This window comes from Pseudomonas sp. ESBL9, from assembly GCF_036668715.1.
In the GTDB taxonomy this organism is placed as follows: Bacteria; Pseudomonadota; Gammaproteobacteria; order Pseudomonadales; family Pseudomonadaceae; genus Aquipseudomonas; species Aquipseudomonas lundensis.
The window spans coordinates 57851-82555 of sequence record NZ_JAZEVV010000006.1; the positions used below are offsets into that span (position 1 = coordinate 57851).

The 24705-nt window shown below is 56.7% G+C and carries 24 protein-coding genes; 14 read left to right on the forward strand and 10 right to left on the reverse strand.

Annotation, left to right across the window (positions count from 1 at the left end; genetic code table 11):
- The first annotated feature begins 149 nt into the window (after positions 1 to 149).
- The 3 genes from V6F78_RS17275 (at position 150) to ccoM (ending at position 979) form a co-directional block, all read left to right on the forward strand.
- On the forward strand, positions 150 to 485 hold the full coding sequence (locus tag V6F78_RS17275; protein WP_047274109.1) for a hypothetical protein: 336 nt from the start codon (positions 150 to 152) through the stop codon (positions 483 to 485).
- A 76-nt stretch (positions 486 to 561) separates the two neighbouring features.
- The gene (locus V6F78_RS17280) at positions 562 to 723 is read left to right on the forward strand and encodes a hypothetical protein (RefSeq protein ID WP_094987356.1); all 162 of its coding nucleotides are present in this window, start codon (positions 562 to 564) and stop codon (positions 721 to 723) included.
- A gap of 142 nt (positions 724 to 865) precedes the next feature.
- Positions 866 to 979 (forward strand): cytochrome c oxidase subunit CcoM, encoded by a 114-nt coding sequence (ccoM, locus tag V6F78_RS17285; RefSeq protein WP_019411060.1) that lies wholly within the window; start codon positions 866 to 868, stop codon positions 977 to 979.
- Positions 980 to 1169: 190 nt separating this feature from the next.
- On the opposite strand, the gene V6F78_RS17290 is transcribed toward ccoM, so the two are convergent.
- The 5 genes from V6F78_RS17290 to V6F78_RS17310 all read right to left on the reverse strand — a co-directional run bounded on the left by V6F78_RS17290 (position 1170) and on the right by V6F78_RS17310 (position 9892).
- Positions 1170 to 2642, reverse strand: a complete 1473-nt coding sequence (locus tag V6F78_RS17290) for an inorganic phosphate transporter (protein WP_047278665.1) — start codon at positions 2640 to 2642, stop codon at positions 1170 to 1172.
- Between the two features lie 429 nt (positions 2643 to 3071).
- Entirely contained in the window at positions 3072 to 3272 is a 201-nt protein-coding gene (locus V6F78_RS17295) for a hypothetical protein (RefSeq protein ID WP_047274113.1), read from the reverse strand.
- A gap of 855 nt (positions 3273 to 4127) precedes the next feature.
- The gene (gene adeC, locus V6F78_RS17300) at positions 4128 to 5579 is read right to left on the reverse strand and encodes an AdeC/AdeK/OprM family multidrug efflux complex outer membrane factor (protein WP_047278661.1); all 1452 of its coding nucleotides are present in this window, start codon (positions 5577 to 5579) and stop codon (positions 4128 to 4130) included.
- Positions 5576 to 8737, reverse strand: coding sequence for an efflux RND transporter permease subunit (locus V6F78_RS17305; RefSeq protein ID WP_047292538.1), 3162 nt, complete (start codon positions 8735 to 8737; stop codon positions 5576 to 5578). The genes adeC and V6F78_RS17305 overlap by 4 nt, the downstream gene beginning before the upstream one ends.
- A 3-nt stretch (positions 8738 to 8740) precedes the next feature.
- On the reverse strand, positions 8741 to 9892 hold the full coding sequence (locus V6F78_RS17310; RefSeq protein ID WP_094991052.1) for an efflux RND transporter periplasmic adaptor subunit: 1152 nt from the start codon (positions 9890 to 9892) through the stop codon (positions 8741 to 8743).
- Positions 9893 to 10159: 267 nt separating this feature from the next.
- Here V6F78_RS17310 and V6F78_RS17315 point away from each other — a divergent pair, with 267 nt between their 5' ends.
- From V6F78_RS17315 to V6F78_RS17325, 3 genes are all read left to right on the forward strand, one after another.
- Positions 10160 to 10831 (forward strand): TetR family transcriptional regulator, encoded by a 672-nt coding sequence (locus V6F78_RS17315; RefSeq protein ID WP_047292540.1) that lies wholly within the window; start codon positions 10160 to 10162, stop codon positions 10829 to 10831.
- Positions 10832 to 11211: 380 nt separating this feature from the next.
- Positions 11212 to 11910 (forward strand): CoA transferase subunit A, encoded by a 699-nt coding sequence (locus tag V6F78_RS17320; protein ID WP_047274119.1) that lies wholly within the window; start codon positions 11212 to 11214, stop codon positions 11908 to 11910.
- Between the two features lie 2 nt (positions 11911 to 11912).
- Positions 11913 to 12542, forward strand: a complete 630-nt coding sequence (locus V6F78_RS17325; RefSeq protein ID WP_047274121.1) for a CoA transferase subunit B — start codon at positions 11913 to 11915, stop codon at positions 12540 to 12542.
- Between the two features lie 128 nt (positions 12543 to 12670).
- On the opposite strand, the gene fdxA is transcribed toward V6F78_RS17325, so the two are convergent.
- Entirely contained in the window at positions 12671 to 12994 is a 324-nt protein-coding gene (gene fdxA / locus V6F78_RS17330; protein ID WP_047292542.1) for a ferredoxin FdxA, read from the reverse strand.
- A gap of 130 nt (positions 12995 to 13124) precedes the next feature.
- Positions 13125 to 15704 (reverse strand): DNA mismatch repair protein MutS, encoded by a 2580-nt coding sequence (mutS, locus tag V6F78_RS17335; protein ID WP_047274125.1) that lies wholly within the window; start codon positions 15702 to 15704, stop codon positions 13125 to 13127.
- Positions 15705 to 15896: 192 nt separating this feature from the next.
- Here mutS and V6F78_RS17340 point away from each other — a divergent pair, with 192 nt between their 5' ends.
- From V6F78_RS17340 to recX, 5 genes are all read left to right on the forward strand, one after another.
- Positions 15897 to 16619, forward strand: a complete 723-nt coding sequence (locus V6F78_RS17340; protein ID WP_169837374.1) for a LexA family transcriptional regulator — start codon at positions 15897 to 15899, stop codon at positions 16617 to 16619.
- Positions 16620 to 16892: 273 nt separating this feature from the next.
- Positions 16893 to 17207, forward strand: a complete 315-nt coding sequence (locus tag V6F78_RS17345; protein ID WP_047274129.1) for a phage holin family protein — start codon at positions 16893 to 16895, stop codon at positions 17205 to 17207.
- A gap of 111 nt (positions 17208 to 17318) precedes the next feature.
- A complete protein-coding gene (locus V6F78_RS17350; protein ID WP_047292546.1) occupies positions 17319 to 17819 on the forward strand; it encodes a CinA family protein in 501 nt (166 codons plus the stop codon).
- A gap of 83 nt (positions 17820 to 17902) precedes the next feature.
- Positions 17903 to 19021 (forward strand): recombinase RecA, encoded by a 1119-nt coding sequence (recA, locus tag V6F78_RS17355; RefSeq protein ID WP_169858578.1) that lies wholly within the window; start codon positions 17903 to 17905, stop codon positions 19019 to 19021.
- 7 nt (positions 19022 to 19028) lie between these two features.
- Positions 19029 to 19496 (forward strand): recombination regulator RecX, encoded by a 468-nt coding sequence (gene recX, locus V6F78_RS17360; RefSeq protein ID WP_047292549.1) that lies wholly within the window; start codon positions 19029 to 19031, stop codon positions 19494 to 19496.
- A gap of 97 nt (positions 19497 to 19593) precedes the next feature.
- On the opposite strand, the gene V6F78_RS17365 is transcribed toward recX, so the two are convergent.
- A complete protein-coding gene (locus V6F78_RS17365; RefSeq protein WP_094991050.1) occupies positions 19594 to 20694 on the reverse strand; it encodes a TIGR00730 family Rossman fold protein in 1101 nt (366 codons plus the stop codon).
- A 206-nt stretch (positions 20695 to 20900) separates the two neighbouring features.
- Positions 20901 to 21311, reverse strand: coding sequence for a PA3611 family quorum-sensing-regulated virulence factor (locus V6F78_RS17370; RefSeq protein WP_047278646.1), 411 nt, complete (start codon positions 21309 to 21311; stop codon positions 20901 to 20903).
- A 227-nt stretch (positions 21312 to 21538) separates the two neighbouring features.
- Here V6F78_RS17370 and V6F78_RS17375 point away from each other — a divergent pair, with 227 nt between their 5' ends.
- The 3 genes from V6F78_RS17375 (at position 21539) to V6F78_RS17385 (ending at position 23673) form a co-directional block, all read left to right on the forward strand.
- On the forward strand, positions 21539 to 22291 hold the full coding sequence (locus tag V6F78_RS17375; RefSeq protein ID WP_047292629.1) for a tRNA-uridine aminocarboxypropyltransferase: 753 nt from the start codon (positions 21539 to 21541) through the stop codon (positions 22289 to 22291).
- Positions 22292 to 22586: 295 nt separating this feature from the next.
- Complete coding sequence (gene erdR, locus V6F78_RS17380; RefSeq protein ID WP_047274141.1) at positions 22587 to 23237, forward strand: response regulator transcription factor ErdR; 651 nt, start codon at positions 22587 to 22589, stop codon at positions 23235 to 23237.
- A 73-nt stretch (positions 23238 to 23310) separates the two neighbouring features.
- On the forward strand, positions 23311 to 23673 hold the full coding sequence (locus V6F78_RS17385) for a diacylglycerol kinase (RefSeq protein WP_047274143.1): 363 nt from the start codon (positions 23311 to 23313) through the stop codon (positions 23671 to 23673).
- Here V6F78_RS17385 and V6F78_RS17390 read toward each other — a convergent pair.
- The gene (locus V6F78_RS17390) at positions 23670 to 24596 is read right to left on the reverse strand and encodes a LysR family transcriptional regulator (RefSeq protein ID WP_047274145.1); all 927 of its coding nucleotides are present in this window, start codon (positions 24594 to 24596) and stop codon (positions 23670 to 23672) included. The two genes, V6F78_RS17385 and V6F78_RS17390, sit on opposite strands and share 4 nt — an antisense overlap.
- Positions 24597 to 24705: the final 109 nt, after the last annotated feature.

Sequence of the window (24705 nt, forward strand, 5' to 3'; positions counted from 1 at the left end):
AAGCCGAGTATATTAACGGAACGAGGGCCTGAGACCAAAGGTCTCTGATAAAAACCTGATCGACGTCCTTCAGGCTGCTGCCGGATTTAACGGGCGCCTCAAGTCAATCGGCGTCGGGCCGACAGCCTGAAAACAGGAGAACAATAATTATGCTGCCGCCGATCCTTCCCATCAGTGTGGTGCCCGTCACATCCCAGCAGGACCCGGTGCGCCCGCGTCCGGATATTCCGCCCGTGGTGCCAGCGCAAGCCAGCTCGGGTGACAGCACGATCAACTTGAAGAATCAGGACCCCGATCAGGCCTCGCTGTTGTTGCGCGAAGAGCAACGACGCCAGCAGGACAAGCGTCGGCGTGAGTCGCGCGATCAGGCTCAAGAGGTGGTCATCGTGCCGGGCGATGAACTGAATGAAGACAATACCGTGCCAGTCTCGCCGCTGATCGACGGTGCGCCGCGTCAGGGCCAGTGGGTGGACATAGAGGTCTGAATTTTTTCTGGTCAGCTCGGCTGGCGCGCCGCATTATGGGCCCTTGCCGACACATTGACAGTGATCCGATCCCGTTATGAACCAAGACAGCAAGCTGGTAGACCTGGGCGCCGAACGTGCCAAACGCGTGCATGACCTCAACGAAAAGCGCCTTAATGAAGTACGCCAGGCGTTTGAGCAGGCCATGCCCCTGACCAGTCCCAAGAAAAAGCCAAAGAAAAAGCCTAAAAAACGCTGAACTGCGGCGTTTTTCCTGATCTGCGTCAACTATTCCCCCTAACGTCCTCGAAGCGGTGGTCACTATTGATCCCGGTCAAGTTCCTCGCCTGCGCGTCTGGTTATTCTGGCTTCACACAAACAAACACGCGCAGGAGGCCGTCATGTTTCTCGATAATGTGGTTATCGCTGGAGTACTTACCGTCGGCCTCATGGTCCTGTTTTTCGCGGGTTTGGGCATTTTTATCTGGAAAGACTCCCAGAAGCGCAATAAGTAGCGCCGGGTCTTTTCGGTACACGAGCACGCAAGGCATTTTGGGCGACTTCGGTCGCCTATTTTTTTGCGTGTGTGTTTTGTGCAGGGGCGTGTCGTTGTTGCCAGGCCATGCCGCAAGTGTCCGTTGAGTGCCTGCGTCAGGCAAAAAAAAGGTACGCCCCGGGGCGTACCTTTTTTAGTGCGTTTGCCGCTTAGGCGAGCGCTTTGGACGCCAGCCAGAACAACGCAGCTGAGAGTGCAATCGTTGCGGGTAACGTCAGCACCCATGCCATCAGAATCGTCTTGATGGTGTTGCCTTGCAGGCCACTTTTGTTCGCAACCATAGTGCCCGCGACACCCGACGACAGAATGTGAGTCGTGGATACCGGCAAGGCGAAGATGTTGGCCAGGCCAATGGCAAAGGTGGTGGTGATCTGTGCCGCCATGCCCTGTGCGTAGGTCATGCCTTGTTTGCCGATCTTCTCGCCGATGGTCTTGACCACGCGTTTCCAGCCAACCATGGTGCCCAGGCCCAAGGCCAGGGCTACCGCCAGAATCACCCAGAACGGCGCGTATTCAGTGGTGGCCGTCAGGTCTTTGCGCAGTTTTTCGAGGTCCGCTTTCTCGCGTGGCTCAAGCACTGGCAATTTGCTGACTTTCTTCGCGGTGTCATCCAGGCAAAGCAGGTAACGACGGATCTCGATACGCTTCTCGGCCGACAGCGACTGATAGTTCTCGACACCTTTCAACGAACTGAGCAAGGCCGCGATGGTCGGCTCGGTTTGTTGCGGGTTGCAGCGGAACTCGCCCGGCAAGTCGTCTTTCACGCTTTTACCCAGCGCCAGGAACTCGCTGAGGCTCGCGTGATTGCGTTGATAGAACTGACTCAAGTGCAGGGTCGCGTCGCGTGTGCGTTCGATCTGATACGTCGTGCTGTTGAGGTCCAGTACGAAGGCGCTTGGCACGATACCGATCAACACCAGCATGATCAGGCCGATACCTTTCTGGCCATCGTTGGAGCCGTGCACGAAGCTCACGGTCATGGCCGAGATCACCAGTACCAGACGGTTCCAGAACGGCGGATGCTTCTTGTCATCCAGCTTGCGGCGTTGCTCGGGCGTCTTGTGCATCTTGGAGTTCGGACGCCACCACTTAAGGCCTACCAGCAGTAAACCGGCGACAACAAAGCCTGCCAGCGGCGAGAACACCAGCGAAGCACCAATGTCGATTGCCTTCTGCCAGTTCACGCCATCGCTCACCGGGATGCCGGTGATCAATGCGTTGGCCAGGCCTACACCCAGGATCGAACCGATCAAGGTGTGGGAGCTGGAGGCCGGGATGCCGAAGTACCAAGTACCCAAGTTCCAGGTGATGGCCGCTGCAAGCAGTGAGAACACCATGGCCAGGCCATGTCCTGTATTCACATTGACCAGCAGTTCGACCGGTAGCAAATGGACAATGGCGTATGCCACACCCACACCACCCAGCAAAACGCCAAGAAAATTGAACACACCGGAAAAGAACACCGCCAGGTGAGGCGGCATGGCTTTGGTGTAGATGACAGTCGCTACCGCATTCGCGGTGTCATGAAAGCCGTTGATGAACTCAAACGCGAGAACAAAGGCTAGGGCGAAGAAGAGGCTGACAAGAACCCAGGCATCCAATCCGCTTAATAGATCGATCATGAAGGTTTTCTGACACGGTCATAAAGGGGGCCGGATTATGCCAGAAAACCTTGGTAATCGATGCACTAGCTGCCCGTTGGTAACATCTGTAAATGAAAAAACTTGTCAGACCGGTCAGCGTCAATGGGTCGGAAAACGCTTCCAAGCCACTGATAACAAAGGCTCTACGCTGTTTGGCAGACAAGCGCTGGCCCTTGGAACAGGTCTGAGTGGGGCGTATGAAATTTCTTTTTTGCGGTGTTTAGCCGCAGCCCGTTCTTGTCAGAGGCCTGAAAATCCCAAGCGAGCGCTACTGAGTGGCTTCAGTTGCACGATCCGGCTTGCATTGCGCACCTTGAACACAGCCGTTCGTACAGGTTGATGGGTGCACACGCCTTTGGCGGGTTTACCCTACAGGCCGGTTTCGGCAGGGCGCAGACGAAGCCCCTGTCAGGGGGCCTCGGGTTTTAACTCTTTTTCAATTTTCTGGATTTCTTGTGTGAAGGCCTGGTCAAGCAGGCTGGCGCGCTTGCGCCATGGCTTACGCTCGGGCTCGGGTTGAGCTGCGTAAGTCGTCACTTCACCACCGTAAACGTCCTTGTAACGTTGCTCCTGACGCTCAAGTTCAGCGCGCAGTTCGTCTTTCGTCACAGTGTTACCTAATTAAGTAGAGTTTGAATCGGTTGATGCGTATTGGCCGTGTACGTCGCTCATCAATAAGCCGGCTATTAAACCGCCATGTCCCACGCACTGGGACGCTTTAACTGTCCTGTTAAAGTTTGCGACTTCACCCTTTTTAAAAAGCCACGCAACAATCAATCGCTCGGTGACCGTCCTGGCGCTGAATGGGCCAAGAAGAGGCGGTTGAGAGAGTGGCAATTTAGCCCGCGTGTAGACTGTTCTGTGCTGCGTCTGAACAGTGGCTGCTACTATCGCCGAAGCTGTTCGGGCACGTCAACTTCCATGAGTGACAAAACAGCAGGTTATCGGACGAAAGAAACAAACGTATTGAATGATTAATCAATGAGCGTCTTTCAGGAGCCAATAACTTCTGAGGAGGGGGGTGTTCTTGGATAAGTGAAGTGTGGATATAGAACGCGCGTTCTATATCCACACGGTACGGGCTGCACGTGCGCAAAGAGCGATGGGTGAAATCACCCTGCGCGTTCAGTCAGGTAGTTAAATGGCCAGGCAACTGAGGCGGATCAATCTTTCAGGGCCGCTATACAGTGCTGAACCGCAGCGGCGACTATCAAGTTTGCATATCCTACGGTTGCCATAAGGGCTAAGCATCGTTGCGCAAAGCAGCATGTTGGGTCGGGATCTGATATCCACTAATAAGGCAGTCAGGACTTTAAGCCATGTATTTCATTTTCACGCCCACTGGAGTGATCTACGGGCAAGGCACGTCAGGGGAGAAAATGCTCAGCGCGTTTAGGTAAATTCACCGCCCTTGAACACACAAACCCGCCAAAAGGCGGGTTTGTGTGTTTAGCAGTTTCTCTATCAGGCCTTCGGCGGCTCGGACGAGATCGGGCGGTTTTGCCCGGTCTGTTCGTACCAGCCGCCACCCAGCGCCTTGTACAAATTGACTTCACTGGTCAGCTGCGAAAGGCGGTCACTGATCAACGATTGTTGCGCGCTGAACAGGGAGCGTTGCGCATCAAGGAACGTCAGGTTGCTGTCGACACCAATCCGATAACGACGCTCGGCTAACCGGTAGTAATCCTGGTTGGCGTTAACGAAGTCCGTCTGGGCTTGCAACTGTTGATTGTAGGTCTGGCGCGCTGCCAGGCCGTCAGATACTTCCTGGAATGCTGTCTGGATCGCCTTCTCATATTGCGAGACGGTGATGTCCTTCTGGATTTTCGAGTAGTCCAGGCTGGCGCGCAAAGCCCCTGCGTTAAAGATGGGCAGGTTGATTTGCGGCGAGAAGAGCCAAGTGCCCGAGCCTCCCTTGAACAGCCCCGACAGGTCCGGGCTCAAGGTCCCGGCATTGGCGGTGAGGCTGATGCTCGGGAAGAACGCGGCACGTGCGGCGCCGATATTGGCATTGGCGGCCAGCAACTTGTGCTCGGCTTCCAGAATGTCAGGACGGCGTTGCAACAAATCTGAAGGCAGGCCTGCCGGTACTTCGGTCAGCAGATCAGCAGCGAGCGGTTTGCTTGCGGGCAGGTTCTGCGGAATGCTCGTGCCGAGTAGCAAGGCCAGGCTGTTCTGATCCTGAGCCACTTGGCGCGTGTAGCGGGCCAGTTGAACCTTGGCGTTTTCCACCGAGGTCCGCGACTGGCTGACTTCCAGCGCCGAAGCAACGCCCACCTCATTGCTGCGCAAGGTGAGCTTGTAGCTCTCATCGAACGCCTTGAGCGTGTCTTCAGTCAGCTTGAGCAGCTCTTTGTCGGCTTGCCAGGTCAAGTAAGCATTGGCGACGCTGGCAACCAGACTGATCTGAGTGGTGCGTCGGGCTTCTTCGGTCGCAAAGTAGTTCTGCAAGGCCTGATCGCTCAGGCTGCGAACGCGGCCAAACAGATCCAGCTCGTACGCGCTGACCCCGAGGGTCGCCGAATATTGGCTGGTGATGCCTGACTCGCCCGTTTGCGACAGGCGTGCTGGCATCCGTTGACGGCTGCCGCTGGCATTGGCCGTCACCGCCGGGAACAGATCGGCACGTTGAATACGGTACTGCGCGGCATACGCATCAATGTTCAGGGCCGCGACCCGAAGGTCGCGGTTGTTCACCAGAGCTGTCTGAATCAACTGTTGCAGGGCCGGGTCGCGGAAAAACTCACGCCAGCCTTGTTCTGCCGCCGCTTGAGCCGGCGCTTCGTTAGGCTTGTAGGCCGGGCCTTGCGGGTACTGCGCTGCTACCGGCGCTTCAGGGCGCTGGTAGTCAGGGATCAGCGAGCAGCCGCCCAGCGTAAACGCTGCTACGGCGACTGCGAGAAGCGACTTGCTCATTGGCCAGCCTCTTGATTTGGAGTTTTAGTCAGGTCCACTTTCTTTTCCGGGTCGTTGTCCTTGCCGCTGCCGAAGGACGACACCGCGACGAAGAACAGCGGCACCCAGAACACGGCCAGAACAGTTGCAGTGATCATACCGCCGATCACACCTGTACCAATGGCGTGCTGGCTACCCGAACCTGCGCCCGAAGAAATGGCCAGCGGGATAACGCCCAGTACGAACGCCAGCGAGGTCATGATGATCGGGCGCAGACGCATGCGGCAGGCTTCAATGGCGGCTTCGGTCAAGGTTCGCCCTTGTTCGTGCAGCTCTTTGGCGAACTCGACGATCAGGATCGCGTTTTTCGAGGCCAGACCGATGGTCGTCAGCAAGCCCACCTGGAAGTACACGTCGTTGGACAGCCCCCGCAGGCTAGTGGCCAGCAGTGCACCGATAATCCCCAGAGGCACCACCAGCATGACCGCAATCGGAATCGACCAGCTTTCATACAGCGCCGCGAGACACAGGAACACCATCAACAAGGAAATCGCATACAGCGCAGGTGCTTGCGAACCTGACAGACGCTCCTCGTAGGACAGGCCGGTCCAGGAAATACCGACGCCTGCCGGCAGCTTCTTGGCCAGTGCTTCGACTTCAGCCATGGCTTCACCACTGCTGTAGCCGGGTGCCGGGGCGCCCAGGATTTCCATGGCTTCTACGCCGTTATAACGCGACAGCTTCGGCGCACCGTAAATCCACTTGCCCTTGGCAAATGCAGAGAACGGCACCATGGTTCCTTCAGCGTTGCGCACATACCATTTTTTCAGGTCTTCGGGGTTCATCCGCGAGTCAGCTTCGCCTTGCAGATAGACCTTTTTCACACGACCACGGTCGATGAAGTCGTTGACATAGCTGGCACCCAGACCGATGGACAGGGTGTTGTTGATGTCGCTCAGACCTACGCCAAGGGCGCGGGCTGCTTCGTCATCGATTTCCAGCTGGTACTGAGGTTCATCGTTCAAGCCGTTAGGACGCACGCCTGCCAGGATTTTGCTCTGCGATGCCATGCCCAGGAACTGGTTACGGGCTTGCATCAACTTTTCGTGGCCAATACCGGCACGGTCTTGCAGGTACACGTCAAAGCCAGTGGCGTTACCCAGTTCCATAACAGCCGGCGGAGCAAAGGCAAACACCATGGCGTCGCGGAAGGTGGAGAAGTGCGCCTGAGCACGTGCCGCCAGCGCAAATACGCTGTTATCGGCATCACGGTCGGCCCACGGTTTGAGCATGATGAACGCCAGGCCGGAGCTTTGGCCGCGACCGGCGAAGTTGAAGCCGTTAACGGTAAAGACCGAGGACACGGCCGCCGACTCGTCCGTCAGCAAGTATTCACGCATGCGGTCAATCACGACCTGGGTGCGTTCTGCGGTTGTACCGGCCGGGGTTTGTACCTGAGCGAAGAGAACGCCCTGGTCTTCTTCCGGCAGGAACGAGGTCGGGATGCGGGTGAACAGGAACACCATGCCGACAACGATCAAGACATAGGCCAGCAAGTACGGCGCTTTGTGGCGCAGGATGCTGCCGACACCTTTCTCGTAGCGTTTTACACCGCTGTCGAATGTGCGGTTGAACCAGCCGAAGAAGCCGCGCTTGTTCTCACCATGGTCGCCTTTCTTGACCGGCTTAAGCATGGTGGCGCACAGGGCCGGGGTGAAGATCAGGGCAACCAGTACCGAAAGCGCCATCGCCGAAACAATGGTGATCGAGAACTGCTTGTAGATTACACCGGTCGAGCCGCTGAAGAACGCCATGGGCAGCAGTACGGCTGACAGCACCAAGGCAATACCGACCAGCGCTCCCTGGATTTGCTCCATGGATTTTTTGGTGGCTTCTTTGGGGGGCAGGCCTTCTTCACTCATGACCCGTTCGACGTTTTCCACCACCACGATGGCGTCGTCCACCAGCAAGCCGATGGCCAGTACCATGCCGAACATGGTCAAGGTGTTGATACTGAAACCGGCCGCCGCCAGGATCCCGAAAGTACCGAGCAATACCACTGGCACGGTCATCGTCGTGATGATGGTGGCGCGGAAGTTCTGCAGGAACAGGAACATCACCAGGAACACCAGCGCAACCGCTTCGACCAGGGTTTCAACCACCCCTTTGATCGAGGCCGATACCACGGGCGTGGTGTCGTACGGGTAAACCACTTTCATGCCGGGCGGGAAAAACGGGGCCAGGTCGTCGATGGTTTTATGCAGCGCCTTGGCGGTGTCCAGTGCGTTGGCACCGGTCGCCAGCTTGATTGCAAGGCCCGAGGACGGCTTGCCGTTGTACTGCGCGCTGATGCTGTAGTTTTCACCGCCCAGGGCGACTTCCGCGACATCATGCAAGCGTACTTGCGAGCCGTCGGTGTTGACCTTGAGCAGGATCTTTTTGAACTCTTCGGCAGTTTGCAGGCGCGTCTTGCCGATGATGGTGGCGTTCAGTTCCTGGCCTTTGACCGCTGGCAGGCCGCCCAGTTGCCCGGAAGACACCTGTACGTTCTGCGAGGAAATGGCGGATTTAACGTCAATCGGGGTCAGGTTGTACTTGTTCAGCTTGGCCGGGTCGAGCCAGATGCGCATGGCGTACTGGGCACCAAACACCTGGAAGTCACCCACACCTTCGGTACGGGAGATCGGGTCTTGCATGTTGGAGACGATGTAGTTGGACAAGTCATCCTTGTTCATGCTGCCGTCTTCAGACACCACGCCGATAACCATCAGGAAGTTTTTCACTGCCTTGGTCACACGGATACCTTGCTGCTGAACCTCTTGGGGCAGCAGTGGGGTGGCCAGGTTGAGCTTGTTCTGCACCTGCACCTGGGCGGTGTCCGGGTCAGTCCCTTGCTCAAAGGTCGCGGTGATGGTCATGCTGCCGTCGGAGTTACTTTCAGACGACACATAACGCAAGTGGTCAATACCGTTGAGCTGTTGCTCGATCACCTGAACCACGGTGTCCTGTACGGTTTGTGCCGAAGCACCCGGATAGGTCACGGAGATCGAGATGGCCGGTGGCGCGATGCTCGGGTACTGGTTGATTGGCAGTTTCAAGATCGAAAGTGCCCCGACCAGCATGATCACAAGGGCGATTACCCAAGCGAAAATCGGACGGTCGATAAAAAATTTCGACATGGTTTATTCCCCTTTACTGCCTGCAGCTTTTTCTGTTGCCGGGGCAGGTGCCGGGGTTGCGCCTTGTGGTTTTTCCATGATTTTGACTTCAACGCCAGGCTTGATGAATTGCAGGCCGTCAGTAATCAGGCGATCGCCCGGGTTCAGGCCTTTCTCGACCAGCCAGTCGCTGCCCACGGTGCGCGATGCTTCAAGCACACGCAGCTCAACCTTGTTGTCCGGGCCGACAATCAATGCTGTCGGTTGACCTTTGAGGTTGTGGGTCACGCCCACTTGAGGGGCGAGGATTGCATTGCTGTCGATACCGGCTTCCAGTTGCGCGTGCACAAACATGCCGGGCAAGAGGATTTCATCAGGGTTGGGGAATACGGCGCGCAAGGTCACCGAACCGGTGGTTTCGTCGACCGAGACTTCGCTGAATTCAAGGCGGCCTTCCTGACCATACTCACTGCCATCGGGCAGTGTCAGCTTGACCTTGGCGGCATTTTCGCCAGCTTTCTTCAGGCGGCCATCGGCGAGGTCTTTGCGCAGCTCCAGCATTTCAACCGACGACTGGGTCACGTCCACGTAGATCGGGTCCAGTTGCGTGATCACTGCCAGAGCATTGGCCTGGCCGCTGGTGACCAGCGCGCCTTCGGTGTAGAGCGAACGACCGATGCGGCCGGTCAGAGGTGCCAATACCTTGGTGTAACGCAAGTTGACCTGAGCCGTATTCAGCGTGGCTTCAGCTTCAAGGCGCGCGGCTTCGGCGTTGTCGTATTCCTGGCGGCTTACGGCTTGCTCTGCGACCAATTGCTTGTAGCGGTCAGCCAGTGATTTGGCCGACTGTAAGGTCGCGCGTGCGCTCAAGACGGCACTTTCATAGATGGCCGGATCAATTTGATACAGCTGCTGACCGACTTTGACGTCAGAGCCTTCTTTGAACAGGCGCTTAAGAATAATCCCGTTCACTTGTGGGCGAACCTCGGCAGAACGGTAGGACGTTGTTCTGCCTGGAAGGTCGGTCGTCAAGGTAAAGGGCTGGGCTTTCAGCGTGACAACACCGACCTGAGGGATTTGGGGGGCAGGTGCCGCTTCTTCCTTTTTGCATCCGCTGAGCAGCGATGCCAGGGCGACGGCGGCAACCAGAGCGGTAACAGCTGGCTTGAATTGCATGAAGATCCTCGGGTCAGGCACGCGAAAGCGCACAAGAATAGTGGAAGGGTGAAGAAAGCTGTTCCGGGTGGATAAGTAGCTTGCTAAGGAATATACTTACATTCGTGTCTGTTTGTAAATAGCAGGGTTGTGTCGTTAAAGACATGTTTCAGCCCTTTTCATTGCGTGAGCTGTAGGCCGGGATAAGGCACAACAAACGCCACCCGATATAGGTCTTGGGGGCTTTTCAGAGCCGTTAGGGCCACTCTGATTGAGGTTTTTATTGCCATGGTGCGTCGTACCAAAGAAGAAGCGCAGGAAACCCGCAGTGCGATTCTCGAAGCAGCCGAAAGGGCTTTCTATGAGCGAGGTGTTGCGCGCACGACGCTGGCTGATATCGCCACGCTGGCCGGGGTGACCCGAGGCGCGATCTACTGGCATTTCAGCAACAAGGCCGACGTTGTGCAGGCGATGCTGGACAGTTTGCATGAGCCTTTGGATGCGCTCGCTGAAGCCTGTAAGAGTCAAGACGAAATCGACCCGCTTGGCTGCATGCGCAAGCTGCTGATCCATTTGCTTCACCAAGTGGCAATTGATCCAAAAACTCGGCGAATTAATGAGATTTTGTTTCATAAGTGTGAATTCACTGACGAAATGTGCGATTTGCGACGTCAGCGCCAAGTGGCGATGATCGACTGCAACACTCGGATTGAGCTCACCCTGATCAATGCGATTCATCGGCACCAACTCCCCGAAACCCTCGACGTACGCCGCGCAGCCATCTGTTTTCACGCCTATATCGACGGTCTTCTCGGGCAATGGCTGCTGGTTCCCGACAGTTTTGAACTTCATAAAGAAGCGGAGTCCTGGGTCGACGTGGGCCTGGATATGCTGCGCTTGAACCCCGGCCTGCGAACATCAGATAAAACTGAATCAGAGTCTAGTTCTCTACAGCCATAAGGCGAGAGAAGATTTTGTCTGGAGGACGTTTACTACCACGGCGGTCTTTATATACGTCTAGGCCGCGGGTTTAAAGTTAGCGAGCTAAGTATTTTGTAGGGCAATTGTTACGAGTTTGTTAAAGATCGTATCCGTGGCCCGACTTACCCGTCAAAGCGTTGCGCAAACGCGACACACCCTGCATTTATTTCTACGCCATCCACACTCATGGCTAGAGTTCCTTCGCCGCCTTCCCCTACACTCGGGCAACGCTCTGGCCTAAGGCTGGGGCAGCCAAGATCGGGGGGTGGGCGACAGCCGTTTTCTTAGGTGTCCGTCCTCGACTAAAGCAAGCAGGCCACAGGTGCCAGGCGCACCGTGGCCAATTCGAGGAATAACAAGTGAATAAGATTTACTCGAGTGCTGAATCCGCCTTGCAGGGGCTCGTCGAAGACGGGATGACCCTGGCCGTGGGCGGTTTTGGATTGTGCGGGATTCCAGAAGCCCTGATCGCTGCCTTGCGCGACAGTGGCAAGCGCGAGTTGACCGTGATCAGCAATAACGCCGGTGTAGACGGGTTTGGCCTGGGTCAACTGCTGACCACGCGGCAAATTCGTAAAATGATTTCTTCCTACGTGGGGGAGAACAAAGAATTCGAACGTCAGTACCTGGCCGGTGAGTTGGAGCTTGAGTTCACCCCACAAGGGACGCTGGCTGAGAAGCTGCGCGCGGGTGGCGCTGGTATTCCGGCGTTCTACACCAAGACCGGTTACGGAACCCTGGTTGCCGAAGGCAAAGAAACCCGCGAATTCGACGGCGAGTGGTACGTCATGGAGCGCTCACTGCGTGCCGACGTCGCACTGGTTAAAGCCTGGAAAGCCGATAAATCAGGCAACCTGCTGTTCAATAAAACAGCGCGCAACTTCAACCCGTTGGCCGCGATGGCCGCGAAAGTGTGTGTGGTCGAGGTGGAAGAAATCGTTGAAATTGGCGAGATCGAACCTGATCAGGTTCATTTGCCCGGGATCTACGTACAGCGGCTGATCCTCAATGCCACCCCGGAAAAACGCATCGAACAACGCACTGTGCGGAGCGCCTAAGTATGGCCTGGACTCGTGAAGAAATGGCGCACCGCGCCGCCCAAGAACTGCAGGATGGTTTTTACGTCAACCTGGGCATTGGTTTGCCGACGCTGGTGGCCAACTACATCCCGCAAGGTATGGACGTCTGGCTGCAAAGTGAGAATGGTCTGTTGGGGATTGGTCCGTTTCCCACTGAAGAAGAAGTCGATGCTGACTTGATCAATGCGGGTAAGCAGACCATCACCACCTTGCCCGGGAGCAGCTTCTTTAATAGCGCGGACTCTTTCGCGATGATTCGCGGCGGGCACATCAACCTGTCGATCCTGGGCGCGATGCAAGTCTCCGAGAAGGGTGACCTGGCGAACTGGATGATTCCCGGCAAGATGGTTAAAGGCATGGGCGGGGCCATGGATTTGGTGGCCGGAGTCAAACGCGTGGTGGTATTGATGGAGCACACCGCCAAAGGTGGCGCCCACAAACTGCTTAAGCAATGCGATCTGCCGCTCACTGGCGTGGGTGTGGTGGATCGCATCATCACCGATTTAGGGGTGCTGGATGTCACCGAGCAAGGGCTCAAGCTGGTAGAGCTGGCGTCGGGTGTTACCCGTGAACAATTGCAAGAAGCCACGGGGTGCGACATCGCAGGCTAATCAGCGCTAAGCCCGGCCTGCTTTGCAGTGGCAGGAGAGGCGTGCGGCCCGGATGAGGATTAAAGCGCAACGTCAAAACGTAAAAAGCCCCGGCTCGCAAGAGACGGGGCTTTTTAGTGCAGCGTGAATCAGCGCTCCAGGTGTTCGATCTTGCCTGGTTTGCCATCCCACTCTTCCGCGTCCGGCAGAGGGTCTTTGCGTTCAGTGATGTTCGGCCAGATTTCAGCCAGCTCCACATTCAACTGAATGAAATTCTCCATACCCGCTGGCACTTCATCCTCGGAGAAGATGGCTTGCGCCGGGCATTCAGGCTCACAAAGCGCGCAATCAATGCACTCGTCCGGGTGAATCACCAGGAAGTTCGGGCCTTCGTAAAAGCAGTCCACCGGACAGACTTCTACGCAGTCGGTGTACTTGCACTTGATGCAGTTGTCGGTGACGACGAAGGTCATTTCTAATTTTCTCCTCAGGCGGCGGCAGCGAAGCCCTTCCAGGTCGGGCTCGCCAGGCTCGGGAGTGGTATCTATTGGCCAGGCTAAAAGGCCAGTAGCATCCCGAACCGCGCGCGATTCTATCGCATGGTTAGATGCGTGTCTTTAATGTGTAGAGCAAATCAAGGGCTTTGCGTGGCGTCAGGTCGTCAAGATCCAGCTTGGCCAGGTCGTCCAGCACCGGATGCGCAAGGCTAGCAAACATATCGCTTTGCTGGGGCGCTGATTGTTTGCCTGGGGCCGGTGCAGGCACTTCATGGGGCAGGCTGGTGGTTTCGAGTCGGCTTAAATGTTCGCGAGCGCGAGTGATGACATTCGCCGGAACCCCCGCCAGTTGGGCCACCGCAAGCCCGTAGCTTTGACTCGCAGGGCCAGGCAATACGTGGTGCAGGAAGACAATGCGCTCGTTGTGTTCGGTCGCGCTCAAATGCACGTTGGCCACCAGTGGTTCGCTCTCTGGCAGCACGGTCAATTCGAAATAGTGGGTAGCGAACAGCGTATAGGCGCGCAATTGAGCGAGACGTTCTGCCGCAGCCCATGCCAACGACAAACCGTCAAACGTGCTGGTGCCACGGCCCACTTCGTCCATCAACACCAGGCTGCGCTCTGTCGCGTTGTGCAGAATGTTGGCGGTTTCGCTCATTTCCACCATAAAGGTAGAGCGTCCGCCAGCCAGGTCATCGCTGGAGCCGATACGCGTGAAAATCCTGTCGACCAACGACAGTTCGCAGCTGGCGGCCGGGACAAAACTGCCGATGTGCGCCAAGAGCACAATCAGGGCGGTTTGCCGCATGTAAGTGGATTTACCACCCATGTTCGGGCCGGTAATCACCAGCATGCGGGTGTTGTCATCCAGCGCCAGATCGTTGGCCACAAAAGGGGTGGTCAGCACTTGCTCCACCACCGGATGACGACCTTGTTGAATGCGCATGCACGGTTCTTCAACGAACCGCGGGCAATTGAGGTCGAGGTTTAAAGCGCGTTCGGCCAGATTACTCAGTACGTCCAGTTCGGCCAGTGCGGCGGCCGTGTCTTGCAGCGGCGGCAATTCACCGATCAGGGTTTCAAGCAGCGCTTCGTAAAGCATTTTCTCGCGGGCCAGGGCACGGCTTTTGGCGGACAGGGCCTTGTCTTCAAAGGCTTTGAGCTCGGGGGTGATAAACCGTTCGGCTCCTTTGAGGGTCTGGCGGCGGATGTAGTCCGCAGGCGCCTGTTCTGCTTGTTTGCTTGGCAGCTCGATGAAATAGCCATGCACCCGGTTGTACCCGACCTTGAGATTGGCCAGCCCGGTACGGGCTTTTTCACGGGCTTCCAGGTCAATCAGGAACTGACCCGCGTTCTCGCTCAAGGCTTGCAGTTCATCCAGCTCGGCGTCATAGCCGGTTTTCAGCACGCCGCCGTCACGAATCACCGCAGGCGGGTTATCAATAATCGCTCTGTCCAGCAACGCAGCCAGTTCGGGATAGGTGCTGGTGGTGGCCGCCAACTGCTGCAAGTGCGGCGCGTGCAAATCGAGCATGGCGTCTTGCAGTTCAGGCAGTGCGGCCAGTGCGTCACGAAGACGCGCCAAATCGCGGGGCCTTGCGTTGCGCAGGCCGATACGCGCCAGAATGCGCTCCAGATCGCCGATTTCTTTGAGCTGGGGCTGCAAGCGCTCGAAGCGATAGCCGTCCAGCAGGCAGGTAATCGAGGTCTGGCGTGACAGCAGTACCGGTAAATCGCGCAATGGACGATTCAGCCAGCGGGTCAGCAAGCGGCTGCCCATAGACGTTTGGCAGCGATCCACTACCGACTGCAGCGTGTTGTCGCGCCCGCCCGCCAGGTTGGTATCCAGCTCAAGATTGCGGCGGCTGGCGCCATCGAGCACCACCGTGTCGTCCAGGCGTTCGTGGCGCAGACTGCGCAAGTGGGGCAGGGCGGTGCGTTGGGTTTCCTTGGCGTAACTGAGCAAACAACCGGCTGCCCCAATGGCCAATGTCAGGTTTTCACAGCCAAAACCTTTGAGGTCTTGGGTGGAAAACTGCTGGCACAGGCTTTTCAAGGCCGAATCGCGCTCGAAGTCCCACGGTGCACGACGACGCACGCCACGGCGTTTCTCGGCGGGCAGGCCTTGAGGCCAATCGTCGGGGATCATCAGCTCAACCGGGTTGATGCGCTCCAGTTCAGCCAGCAGGTTTTCCCAGCCCTTGATTTCCAATACCGAGAAATTGCCGCTGGTGATGTCCAGAACGGCCAGACCAAACAAACGTTCATCGCCAAGAACGGCGGCAATCAGGTTGTCGCGGCGCTCATCCAGCAGCGCTTCATCACTGACGGTGCCTGGCGTGATAATCCGCACCACTTGACGCTCAACCGGTCCTTTACTGGTGGCCGGGTCGCCAACCTGCTCGCAGATCACCACCGACTCGCCCAGCTTCACCAGCTTGGCCAGATAACCTTCGGCCGCATGATAAGGAATGCCGCACATGGGAATCGCCTGTCCTGCCGACTGTCCACGTGCCGTGAGGGTGATGTCCAGCAACTTGGCAGCCTTCTTCGCGTCTTCGTAGAAGATCTCGTAAAAGTCGCCCATGCGATAGAACATCAACTGATCAGGGTGCTGGTTTTTCAGGCGCCAGTACTGCTGCATCATCGGTGTGTGGGAAGACAGGTCGGAAGTATTTTTACTCATCAGGGCTTAGGCGGATTCATTTATAAAAGAGGAGTGAAAAGCGGGTGCCGGGCACAGCTTTATGGCAATGGGCGCAAGGTTAACATGCCAGCGCCTTGCATCTACAGGCATGCTCGGCTCAGTCCGGCGTGTTGCTATATAGAGAAGAATTAGGATTTGCCAACGGGGCGCTTGCCCAGCAATATTCGGCCCATGCCTGAACGTACTGTTTCAATCGTCCTTAAAGCGCTGCTCGAACGGCACCACATCAGTGCCATGGCGTTGCATCGTCTGACCGGTGTCCCGCAATCCACGCTGTCCAGAATTTTGAGTGGCAAGATTGCCGAGCCGTCAGACCGCCATCTTTCAAAAATAGCCGCGTATTTCAATATCAGCACTGACCGCCTGCGTGGGCGTGAGGACCCAGTGCCTCACCCCGAGCCGCGGCATCCGGAGCTGCGTGATATTTGCCTGTGGGATGACGATACGCCCGTGGCCGATGACGAGGTGTCGATCCCGTTCTTGCGTCAGGTTGAGCTGGCGGCAGGTTCCGGGCGTTTTGCCATTGAGGAAAGTGAGCGAGCCAAGCTGCGTTTTGGCAAGCGCAGCCTGCGGCACAACGGTGTGCAATTCGATCAGGCGAAATGTGTAACGGTACGCGGTGACAGCATGCTGCCGGTCCTGCGGGACGGCGCAACAGTCGGGGTCAATGCCGGTAAACGTTCACTGGATGATGTTGTGGACGGCGATCTGTATGCAATCAACCACAACGGCGAGCTTCGGGTAAAACAGCTGTATCGCCTGGCGACTGGGCTGCGTTTGCGCAGTTTTAACCACGACGAGTATCCAGACGAGGATTACCTCTATGCCGACCTTGAGGATGAGCAGCTGGTGATTCTCGGCCATGTGTTCTGGTGGGGCATGTACGCCCGCTAAGACGCTTCTCCCCCCTAAAGCCTGCTCTCAGCAGGCTTTTTTTCGCACCTGAAAAGAAATGTCCTGCCCGGCTTGCGATTGCAGCTGACACTCATAAGCGAAGGAAAGAATATGCATCAGTGCATTGACTGTATATTCATACAGGCATAATCTTGGTTTTATGGCTGCAGAGGTCGACCTTACGCAAGGATGTGGTGCGAGAGGAGCGTCAAGTGTTCAGCCTATAAGTCAGACATTGACGCTTTTCGATAAGGACTCAGGAGTGATGAAGCGATGAATGATCCGCAAGTTTTGTTGGATATGCCGGTGTTGCTGGTCGTCCTTCTGGCATTGGTGGGCGGTATTTTTGGCGAAATGTGGCGGGCCGACAAAGAGGGCGCGAGCGGATGGCCGCTGGTGCGCCGGCTGGCGCTGCGTTCTGGCGCTTGCATGGTGTGCGGGGTCTCGACGTTCATGCTGCTTTACGCGGCCGGCATGTCGGTCTGGGCCGCGGGCGCCTTGGGGTGTTTGACGGCACTGGCGGGCGCAGATGCTGCCATCAGCCTGTATCAACGTTGGGCTGCAAAGCGTTTGGGGGTTGACGGTTAGCCCTTTTGGGCTGACGAGCGCTCACCGCCTGAGGTGATGCCCGGCCCGTGGCGACCCGAATGGGGGTCGTGTAGCTTAGTGGCCCGAGTGAGCGCTTTAAAGGAGTCGATCGTGGATGAATTAACTCAGCTTGCGGCTGAACTTGGGCGGCAATTGCAGGTTCTTAATGCGCAGGTCACGACCGCCGAGTCATGCACCGGTGGCGCAATATCAGAAGCCATCACCCGTATCGCAGGCAGTTCGGCCTGGTTTGAAGCGGGGTTTGTTACCTATTCCAATCATCAGAAAACCAGGCAGTTGCAAGTGCCGGAGCCCTTGTTCGCCCAGGTCGGCGCTGTCAGCCGTGAAGTGGTAGAGGCCATGGCCCGCGGCGCACAAGCGCAGAGCGGGGCACGTTTTTCAGTTGCGGTCAGCGGTGTGGCAGGGCCCGGCGGAGGTTCTGCGGCCAAGCCGGTGGGCACGGTCTGGCTGGCCTGGGGGGTTGGCAGCGAGGTTTCTGCCGAGTGCAGGCATTTCCCGGGGGACCGCGACGAGGTCCGTCGGCAAACAGTCAAAGCGGCTCTGGAAGGCTTAATACGCCGAACGGTAAGAGAAATAAAAAATCAGGGGTAGGCGATCCTGAAACCCTGTGGAATAATACTGGCTACTTATACAGTTATCGGCCGCCAGGCCTTATTGATTACGAGAGGACTTTAATGGACGACAACAAGAAGAAAGCCTTGGCTGCGGCCTTGGGTCAGATCGAACGTCAATTCGGCAAAGGCGCCGTCATGCTGATGGGCGATCAGGACCGCCAGGCCATCCCGGCTATCTCTACCGGTTCGCTGGGCCTGGACATCGCGCTGGGCATTGGCGGTCTGCCAAAGGGCCGCATTGTTGAAATCTACGGTCCAGAGTCTTCCGGTAAAACCACCTTGACCCTGTCCGTTATCGCGCAAGCCCAAAAAGCGGGCGCGACCTGCGCATTCGTCGACGCTGAACATGCGCTGGACCCTGAATACGCCGCCAAGCTTGGCGTGAATGTCGATGACCTGCTGGTTTCCCAGCCAGACACCGGCGAACAGGCACTGGAAATCACCGACATGCTGGTGCGCTCCAATGCGGTTGACGTGATCATCATTGACTCCGTGGCGGCCCTGACGCCTAAAGCGGAAATTGAAGGCGACATGGGTGATACCCACGTGGGTCTGCAAGCCCGCTTGATGTCGCAAGCCTTGCGCAAAATTACCGGCAACATCAAAAACGCCAATTGCCTGGTGATCTTCATCAACCAGATCCGTATGAAAATCGGCGTCATGTTCGGTAGCCCGGAAACCACTACCGGTGGTAACGCCCTGAAGTTCTACGCTTCGGTTCGACTGGACATCCGTCGTACCGGTGCAGTGAAAGAAGGCGACGTCGTAGTCGGCAGCGAAACCCGAGTCAAAGTCGTCAAAAACAAAGTGGCACCTCCCTTCCGCCAGGCAGAATTCCAGATTCTGTACGGCAAGGGCATCTACCTCAATGGCGAGATGATCGAGCTGGGCGTATTGCACGGTTTCGTTGAAAAAGCCGGTGCCTGGTACAGCTATCAGGGCAGCAAAATCGGTCAGGGCAAGGCCAACTCGGCCAAGTTCCTCGATGAGAACCCGGACATCAAGGCCACCCTTGAAAAGCAGCTGCGTGACAAGCTGTTGGGCCCTAAGACTGAAAGCGAACTGGCTGAAATGAAAGTCATGCCAAAAATGAGCAAGGCTGCCAAGCAAGCGGCGGCTGAGCAGGAAGCTGCCGAAATGGAGCTTGAAAACACCGGTTCGGACGAAGACAGCAACTGATTGAGCCATGACAGCTGTTCTGGAAGACCTCACCGCCATCCGGCGATCCGCAATGGACCTGCTCGCGCGCCGCGAGCACGGTCGAGTCGAGCTGACGCGCAAATTGCGTCAGCGCGGCGCTTGCCCTGAGATGATCGACATCGCCCTCGACCGTTTAACGCAAGAGGGGCTGTTGTCAGAGTCGCGTTACCTCGAAAGCTATATCCGCTATCGCGCCCGTTCCGGTTACGGCCCTTTGCGTATTCGTGAAGAGCTCAACCAGCGTGGCTTGGCGCGGGGGGATATTGAGCAAGCATTGCGTGAGTCTGAAATCAACTGGCAAGAGCAGTTGAAAGAGGCGTGGCAGCGAAAGTTTTCCGGGTGCATGCCAGAAGATCCCAAAGAGCGCGCCCGTCAGGGGCGTTTCTTGAGCTATCGCGGCTATTCGCTTGAAATGATCGGTCGACTGCTGAGTGGCCGAGAGTTTGATGATTAGTACGCCTATCACAACGCTTGGCAGCAACAGCAGATAACAGCTGTTGCTGCCAAGCGTTGCGAGGTACGCCAGGCCCTTCGTGTTCCAATGCATCCCATTAAGTGCAGGTTGTGCCCATCTCTTGGCTACAGCTCGCTCCTGATTGTTCAGCCCAGTTGCGTGGCAGGTTTATAAAATTTACCAGTTCACGCAGGCGGCCTTGATTGCGACCACTGAAAGCAAAACTTAAACGAGTCAAATGACTGAAGCCGGGCTCATCGTCGACGTGCTGATGGAAGCCATCGCTCAGGCAAATGTCTGCAAACGTTTGTCGAACCTGATGTAACGCCTCCTCATTGAGTGGGCGTTTCATGCGCACGGCAAAGAGTTTGTTCAGCCAGCGGGTCGAGTGGAAGTTGTTATAGAACTGGTTAATCTCGGCCACGGCTTCTTCGGGGCTGTGAACCAGCCGCATCAGCTTGAGGTCGTTGGGCAAGATGTAATGATTGGCTTCAAGGTGGTTGTGAACAAAGTCCAGCGCGCTTTGCCAGAATGTTCCGCCCGGCATGTCCAGCAACACCACCGGTACCAACGGCGTCTTACCCGTCTGAATCAGCGTCAGCACCTCCAGCACTTCATCCAGCGTCCCGAACCCTCCAGGGCACATGACCAACCCGTCGGCCTCTTTGATGAAGAACAGTTTGCGCGTGAAGAAGAAGTGAAACGCCAGCAGGTTGGGGGTGCCAAGAATAGTGGGGTTGGCGCGCTGTTCGAAAGGCAAGGTGATGTTGAAGCCCAAGCTGTGATCAGCGCCAGCGCCTTCGTGCGCGGCTGCCATGATGCCAGCACCGCCGCCCGTGATGACCATGAAATCTGATTGCGCAAGCGTGGCGCCCACTTCTCGGGCTAATGCATAGAGAGGATCTTCGATGGGGGTTCGCGCAGAACCAAATACTGTCACTTTGCGACGGCCCCGGAACTGCTCCAGTACCCGGAACGTCTTTTCCAGTTCGCGTATGGCTTGCAGTGTGATTTTGGCATTCCAGCGATCAAGGTCTTCGTGGGCCATGCGCAACACGGTCATCAGCATTTCGCGATAGAGCGCGCGGTTGGGGCTGTCGGGTGCTATCAACTGCAGTTGAGCGTCTACTTGCGCCGCAATATCAAGGCTCAAGTGCTCAGGTTCAAAAGGGAGGGATTCATGGGGTTGGTCAGGCATGTACGTCTCCTTCAGCACAACATCCTTTGGGCGCTGCGAATGAGACAGCGCAGACACACCGTGTCAAAAGTGATGGCCTGATGATGGTCTTGCACCGCCAAGGCTGGCAACCGCTAATTACTTGAAGCGCATGAAGAATCGTAAAACGTGCAGAGACTGTTCACGCCGCATCGGTGTACGGCGTGCAGGTATAGAGGGCTAAACCGTTATTTCTTGCGCTGGCAGTTGTCGGCGCCGATGTCCTGAACCAGCACAGGCTTGTTGGTTTTATATTCCCGGATGTTAAAGCGCATGGTTGCGCCTTTGGCCATCAGCTTACGGAAGTTTGGATTGCTGCAAACGCTGCGACCCAGCTGGGGGATGGCCGCTTCTGGAGCGGAGCGCATCTGGGCGGCGAGGTTCGGACTCGCTTCCAGGTTATTGACCAGTACCGTGCCTTCAACAGTAAAGCCTTTGTCCAGCAAGTCGGCGTTGATTGCCCGTGGTTTGCCTTCGTTGCTTTTGTCAGCAACTTTGAGCAGGGTTTTGTTCAGGTTGAATTCTGCAAGAGAGGCCGCTTGTGCGCCCAAAGGCAGTGCGAGCAATAGAGCAACGGTCGGAATGATATAGCGCAGCATGAAACTCTCCTGATTCAGTGACGCAGGCTTTGACCCGCCACAGGTCTATGCGTTCAGTGGCGCGGGAGTATAGGTCAGCCTGCGCTGTCAGGAAATGCCTCACGTCACGGGCGCCGCCGTCAGGGCGTGGCCTCTGTTAGACTGCGCGCCTTTATTCAGTGAATCGACTCCTGCGCCCATCCGAGGCGAGCGGGCGATCTGCCCCTTAAGTAAAAAACATGACCCTGATGACTTTTTCCCCGAATGCAGTCGCCCGTTTACGAGACGAGCGAGAAGAGGAAAGCACTAAACCCTACCTGTCCCGCGGCTCACGCGCGCCCCGTTGCCACACCTGCCGGGTGATCGCGAGTCATTGCTTGTGTCGCTGGCGACCGCAGGTCAGCACGCGGGCGGGCGTGTGCCTGATCATGACCAAAAAGGAAGTGTTCAAGCCAAGTAATACCGGGTGGTTGATTGCGGATGTGGTGAGTGACAACTACGCCTTCATTTGGTCGCGTACCGAAACCGATCCGGGCTTGCTGGCGTTACTGTCCGACCCGCAATGGCAACCGTATCTGGTGTTTCCGGGTGAATATGTCGAGCCTGAGCGTGTGACCCATAGCGTTGAACTCGACAGTGCCAAGCGTCCGCTGTTTATCCTGCTGGACGCGACCTGGACGGAGGCGCGCAAGATCTTTCGCAAAAGCCCCTACTTTGATCGGTTGCCAATTCTGAGCCTGTTGCCCGAGCGTTTGTCGCGCTATCGACTTCGCCGCTCTACCCGCAGCGAGCATTTATGCACCGCAGAAGTCGCGAGCCTGTGCCTGGATCTGGCCGGCGATACCCAGGCGTCCACTGCGCTGGACGCCTACTTCGATGTGTTCAGCCAGCACTACCTCGATGCCCGCAATCAGTTGCCGATCAACGAAAGCAGCGTAGCGCACCGTGAGCTGGACGTTTTCTGTAAAAGACCTTCGCCAGAATCGCTCTCAATAGACTAAAGAAGTAGCGCTACAATTTTCAGCAATGACAGGGTGTGTCAAAGAGTCGCGGCCTTGCAGGTGTGCTGGATGTCAGACAGGGCTCAAAGGCGACGTCTGTTTTATCCTTGACCCTCTTGCATTCGCTGGGCATGCTTGGCGCCGATTCGGGCGCTGCTGCCGTTCAAACCCCTATTTTTCGCGACGTTTAGCGTAAAATGCGCCCTTTGACGCACGGTGTCGACACTGTTGCTCAAGTTGCCTTAGCGGGTACTGCAATGCGTCAGTACTCGCCTGAAACGGGATCATTTAAAAAATGGCCACATACGAAATCCTGATTGCCGACGACCATCCTCTGTTCCGCAGTGCCTTGCATCAGGCGGTGACATTGGGGCTGGGACCAGATGTTCGTCTGGTAGAGGTCGCCAGTATTGCCGAGCTGGAAAAACAGCTGGCCATCAAGGCGGATTGGGATCTGGTGCTGCTCGATTTGAACATGCCGGGCGCCTACGGGTTTTCCGGATTGGTACTGTTACGCGGGCAATATCCGCAAATTCCGGTGGTCATGGTCTCTGCCCAGGAAGAGGCTTCGGTGATGGTGCGGTCTCGAGAGTTCGGCGCCAGCGGGTTTATTCCAAAATCCAGCTCTTTGGAGCAGATTCAAACGGCCGTGCGCGCCGTGCTCGATGGCGATGTGTCGTGGCCGCCACAGGCGTTCGAACAGGTTCAAGTGTCTGCTGAAGCCAAAGCGGCCAGCGAAGGTCTGGCCAGTTTGACGCCTCAGCAGTTTCGGGTGCTGACCATGGTCTGTGAAGGGCTGTTGAACAAGCAGATCGCCTATGAGCTGAGCGTGTCGGAAGCGACCATCAAGGCCCACGTGACGGCGATTTTCCGCAAGTTGGGCGTGCGTACGCGCACACAGGCTGCGCTGCTTTTGCAACAACTGGAGTCAATTTCGAGCCATTAATCGGCCGTTCTTCACGCTTTTTTGACGAAGCGTGATCTAGCGTCCATTTCTCATTTCTTACGCAGTTACTTATATGTCGCCTTTTAAAGGGAAAACCGGTTTTAAACGGATTTTGAACGCTGGCGGCTATTCGCTGGATGGCCTGCGTGCGGCCTTCACCGGCGAAGCGGCGTTTCGTCAGTTGGTGTTACTCAACGTGGTGCTGATCCCGTTGACGTTTTTCCTGAGTGTCAGTCGGGTAGAGCGTGCGTTACTCATCGCGGTGTGCCTGTTGGCCCTGATTGTCGAGTTGATTAACTCGGCCATCGAAGCCGCGATCGACCGTATCTCCCTGGACCTGCACCCGTTGTCGAAAAACGCCAAAGACATGGGCAGCGCCGCGCAGTTTGTGGTGCTGACCCTGATTGCAGTGGTGTGGGCGGTGATCCTGCTTTAAGCGATATTGGGCAGTACGATTTCGTCGCTGCGGTGTACCCCGGCGGTGAAGGCGCGGCACAGGTCCAAAAACTCGCGCATGGCGGAGGTCTGGTACTTCTTTTTATGCCAGATGAAATAAAACTGCCGCGCAAGGTCCAGCTCGGGGGTTTCAACCGCAACCAAACTGCCGCGTCGAAAGGCGTCGCGCAGCGCCAGGCGGGAGATGCAGCCAATGCCCAGCCCTGATTCGACGGCGCGCTTGATCGCTTCGGTGTGCTCCAGTTCAAGGCGGATGTTGAGCGCGCTTTGATGATGGCGCATGGCCTGATCGAAGGTGAGGCGTGTGCCGGATCCTTGCTCGCGCAGGATCCAGGCTTCGCGGGTCAGCTCTTGCAGAGTGGCGTGACCTCGCGCAGCCAGCGGGTGCTGCGGTGCGCAAAACACCACCAGCTCATCCTCCACCCAGCTCTGCACTTCGATGTCCGGATGGCTACAGTCGCCTTCAATTAGACCCAGATCAATTTCATAGTGGGTCACTTGCTGCACGATATGCGCTGTGTTTTGAACGATCAGTTTCACTTGGCTCTCGGGGTGAGCTTGCATGAAGCTGCCAATCAGCAGCGTGGCCAGGTAGTTACCGATGGTCAGGGTTGCACCCACGGTGAGTGAGCCAAAACCGGATTTGCCATTGAGCAAGTCTTCAATTTCTTTGGCCTGGTCCAAAAGCGCGACCGCCTGTGGCAGCAATTGGCGTCCCAAGGCATTGAGGCTAAGGCGCTTGCCGGCACGGTCAAACAGTTGGCAACTGGTCTGGCGTTCCAGTTCGGTAATCGACGTGCTGGCGGCGGACTGGGAAAGGGCCAACAAGCCAGCAGCGCGTGACACGCTCTCTTGTTGGGCGACGGTGACGAACACTTGGAGTTGTCTGAGAGTAAATCGCATATCGATATAACCGATAACCCTTATCTTGATAATTCAGTTAACAGATATTGTCCTCGCCATTAGAATGCTATGCAATCGCGCCCATAGTCAGCGCAGGCGAAATTAGGAG

What these genes read in the sequence shown, in the direction of transcription:
- V6F78_RS17275 (WP_047274109.1), top strand. Translation starts at nt 150, where the DNA reads ATGCTGCCGCCGATCCTTCCCATCAGTGTGGTGCCCGTCACATCCCAG.
- V6F78_RS17280 (WP_094987356.1), top strand. Translation starts at nt 562, where the DNA reads ATGAACCAAGACAGCAAGCTGGTAGACCTGGGCGCCGAACGTGCCAAA.
- ccoM (WP_019411060.1), top strand. Translation starts at nt 866, where the DNA reads ATGTTTCTCGATAATGTGGTTATCGCTGGAGTACTTACCGTCGGCCTC.
- V6F78_RS17290 (WP_047278665.1), bottom strand. Translation starts at nt 2,642, where the DNA reads ATGATCGATCTATTAAGCGGATTGGATGCCTGGGTTCTTGTCAGCCTC.
- adeC (WP_047278661.1), bottom strand. Translation starts at nt 5,579, where the DNA reads ATGAGCAAGTCGCTTCTCGCAGTCGCCGTAGCAGCGTTTACGCTGGGC.
- V6F78_RS17305 (WP_047292538.1), bottom strand. Translation starts at nt 8,737, where the DNA reads ATGTCGAAATTTTTTATCGACCGTCCGATTTTCGCTTGGGTAATCGCC.
- V6F78_RS17310 (WP_094991052.1), bottom strand. Translation starts at nt 9,892, where the DNA reads ATGCAATTCAAGCCAGCTGTTACCGCTCTGGTTGCCGCCGTCGCCCTG.
- V6F78_RS17315 (WP_047292540.1), top strand. Translation starts at nt 10,160, where the DNA reads ATGGTGCGTCGTACCAAAGAAGAAGCGCAGGAAACCCGCAGTGCGATT.
- V6F78_RS17325 (WP_047274121.1), top strand. Translation starts at nt 11,913, where the DNA reads ATGGCCTGGACTCGTGAAGAAATGGCGCACCGCGCCGCCCAAGAACTG.
- fdxA (WP_047292542.1), bottom strand. Translation starts at nt 12,994, where the DNA reads ATGACCTTCGTCGTCACCGACAACTGCATCAAGTGCAAGTACACCGAC.
- mutS (WP_047274125.1), bottom strand. Translation starts at nt 15,704, where the DNA reads ATGAGTAAAAATACTTCCGACCTGTCTTCCCACACACCGATGATGCAG.
- V6F78_RS17340 (WP_169837374.1), top strand. Translation starts at nt 15,897, where the DNA reads ATGCCTGAACGTACTGTTTCAATCGTCCTTAAAGCGCTGCTCGAACGG.
- V6F78_RS17345 (WP_047274129.1), top strand. Translation starts at nt 16,893, where the DNA reads ATGAATGATCCGCAAGTTTTGTTGGATATGCCGGTGTTGCTGGTCGTC.
- recA (WP_169858578.1), top strand. Translation starts at nt 17,903, where the DNA reads ATGGACGACAACAAGAAGAAAGCCTTGGCTGCGGCCTTGGGTCAGATC.
- recX (WP_047292549.1), top strand. Translation starts at nt 19,029, where the DNA reads ATGACAGCTGTTCTGGAAGACCTCACCGCCATCCGGCGATCCGCAATG.
- V6F78_RS17365 (WP_094991050.1), bottom strand. Translation starts at nt 20,694, where the DNA reads ATGCCTGACCAACCCCATGAATCCCTCCCTTTTGAACCTGAGCACTTG.
- V6F78_RS17370 (WP_047278646.1), bottom strand. Translation starts at nt 21,311, where the DNA reads ATGCTGCGCTATATCATTCCGACCGTTGCTCTATTGCTCGCACTGCCT.
- V6F78_RS17375 (WP_047292629.1), top strand. Translation starts at nt 21,539, where the DNA reads ATGACTTTTTCCCCGAATGCAGTCGCCCGTTTACGAGACGAGCGAGAA.
- erdR (WP_047274141.1), top strand. Translation starts at nt 22,587, where the DNA reads ATGGCCACATACGAAATCCTGATTGCCGACGACCATCCTCTGTTCCGC.
- V6F78_RS17385 (WP_047274143.1), top strand. Translation starts at nt 23,311, where the DNA reads ATGTCGCCTTTTAAAGGGAAAACCGGTTTTAAACGGATTTTGAACGCT.
- V6F78_RS17390 (WP_047274145.1), bottom strand. Translation starts at nt 24,596, where the DNA reads ATGCGATTTACTCTCAGACAACTCCAAGTGTTCGTCACCGTCGCCCAA.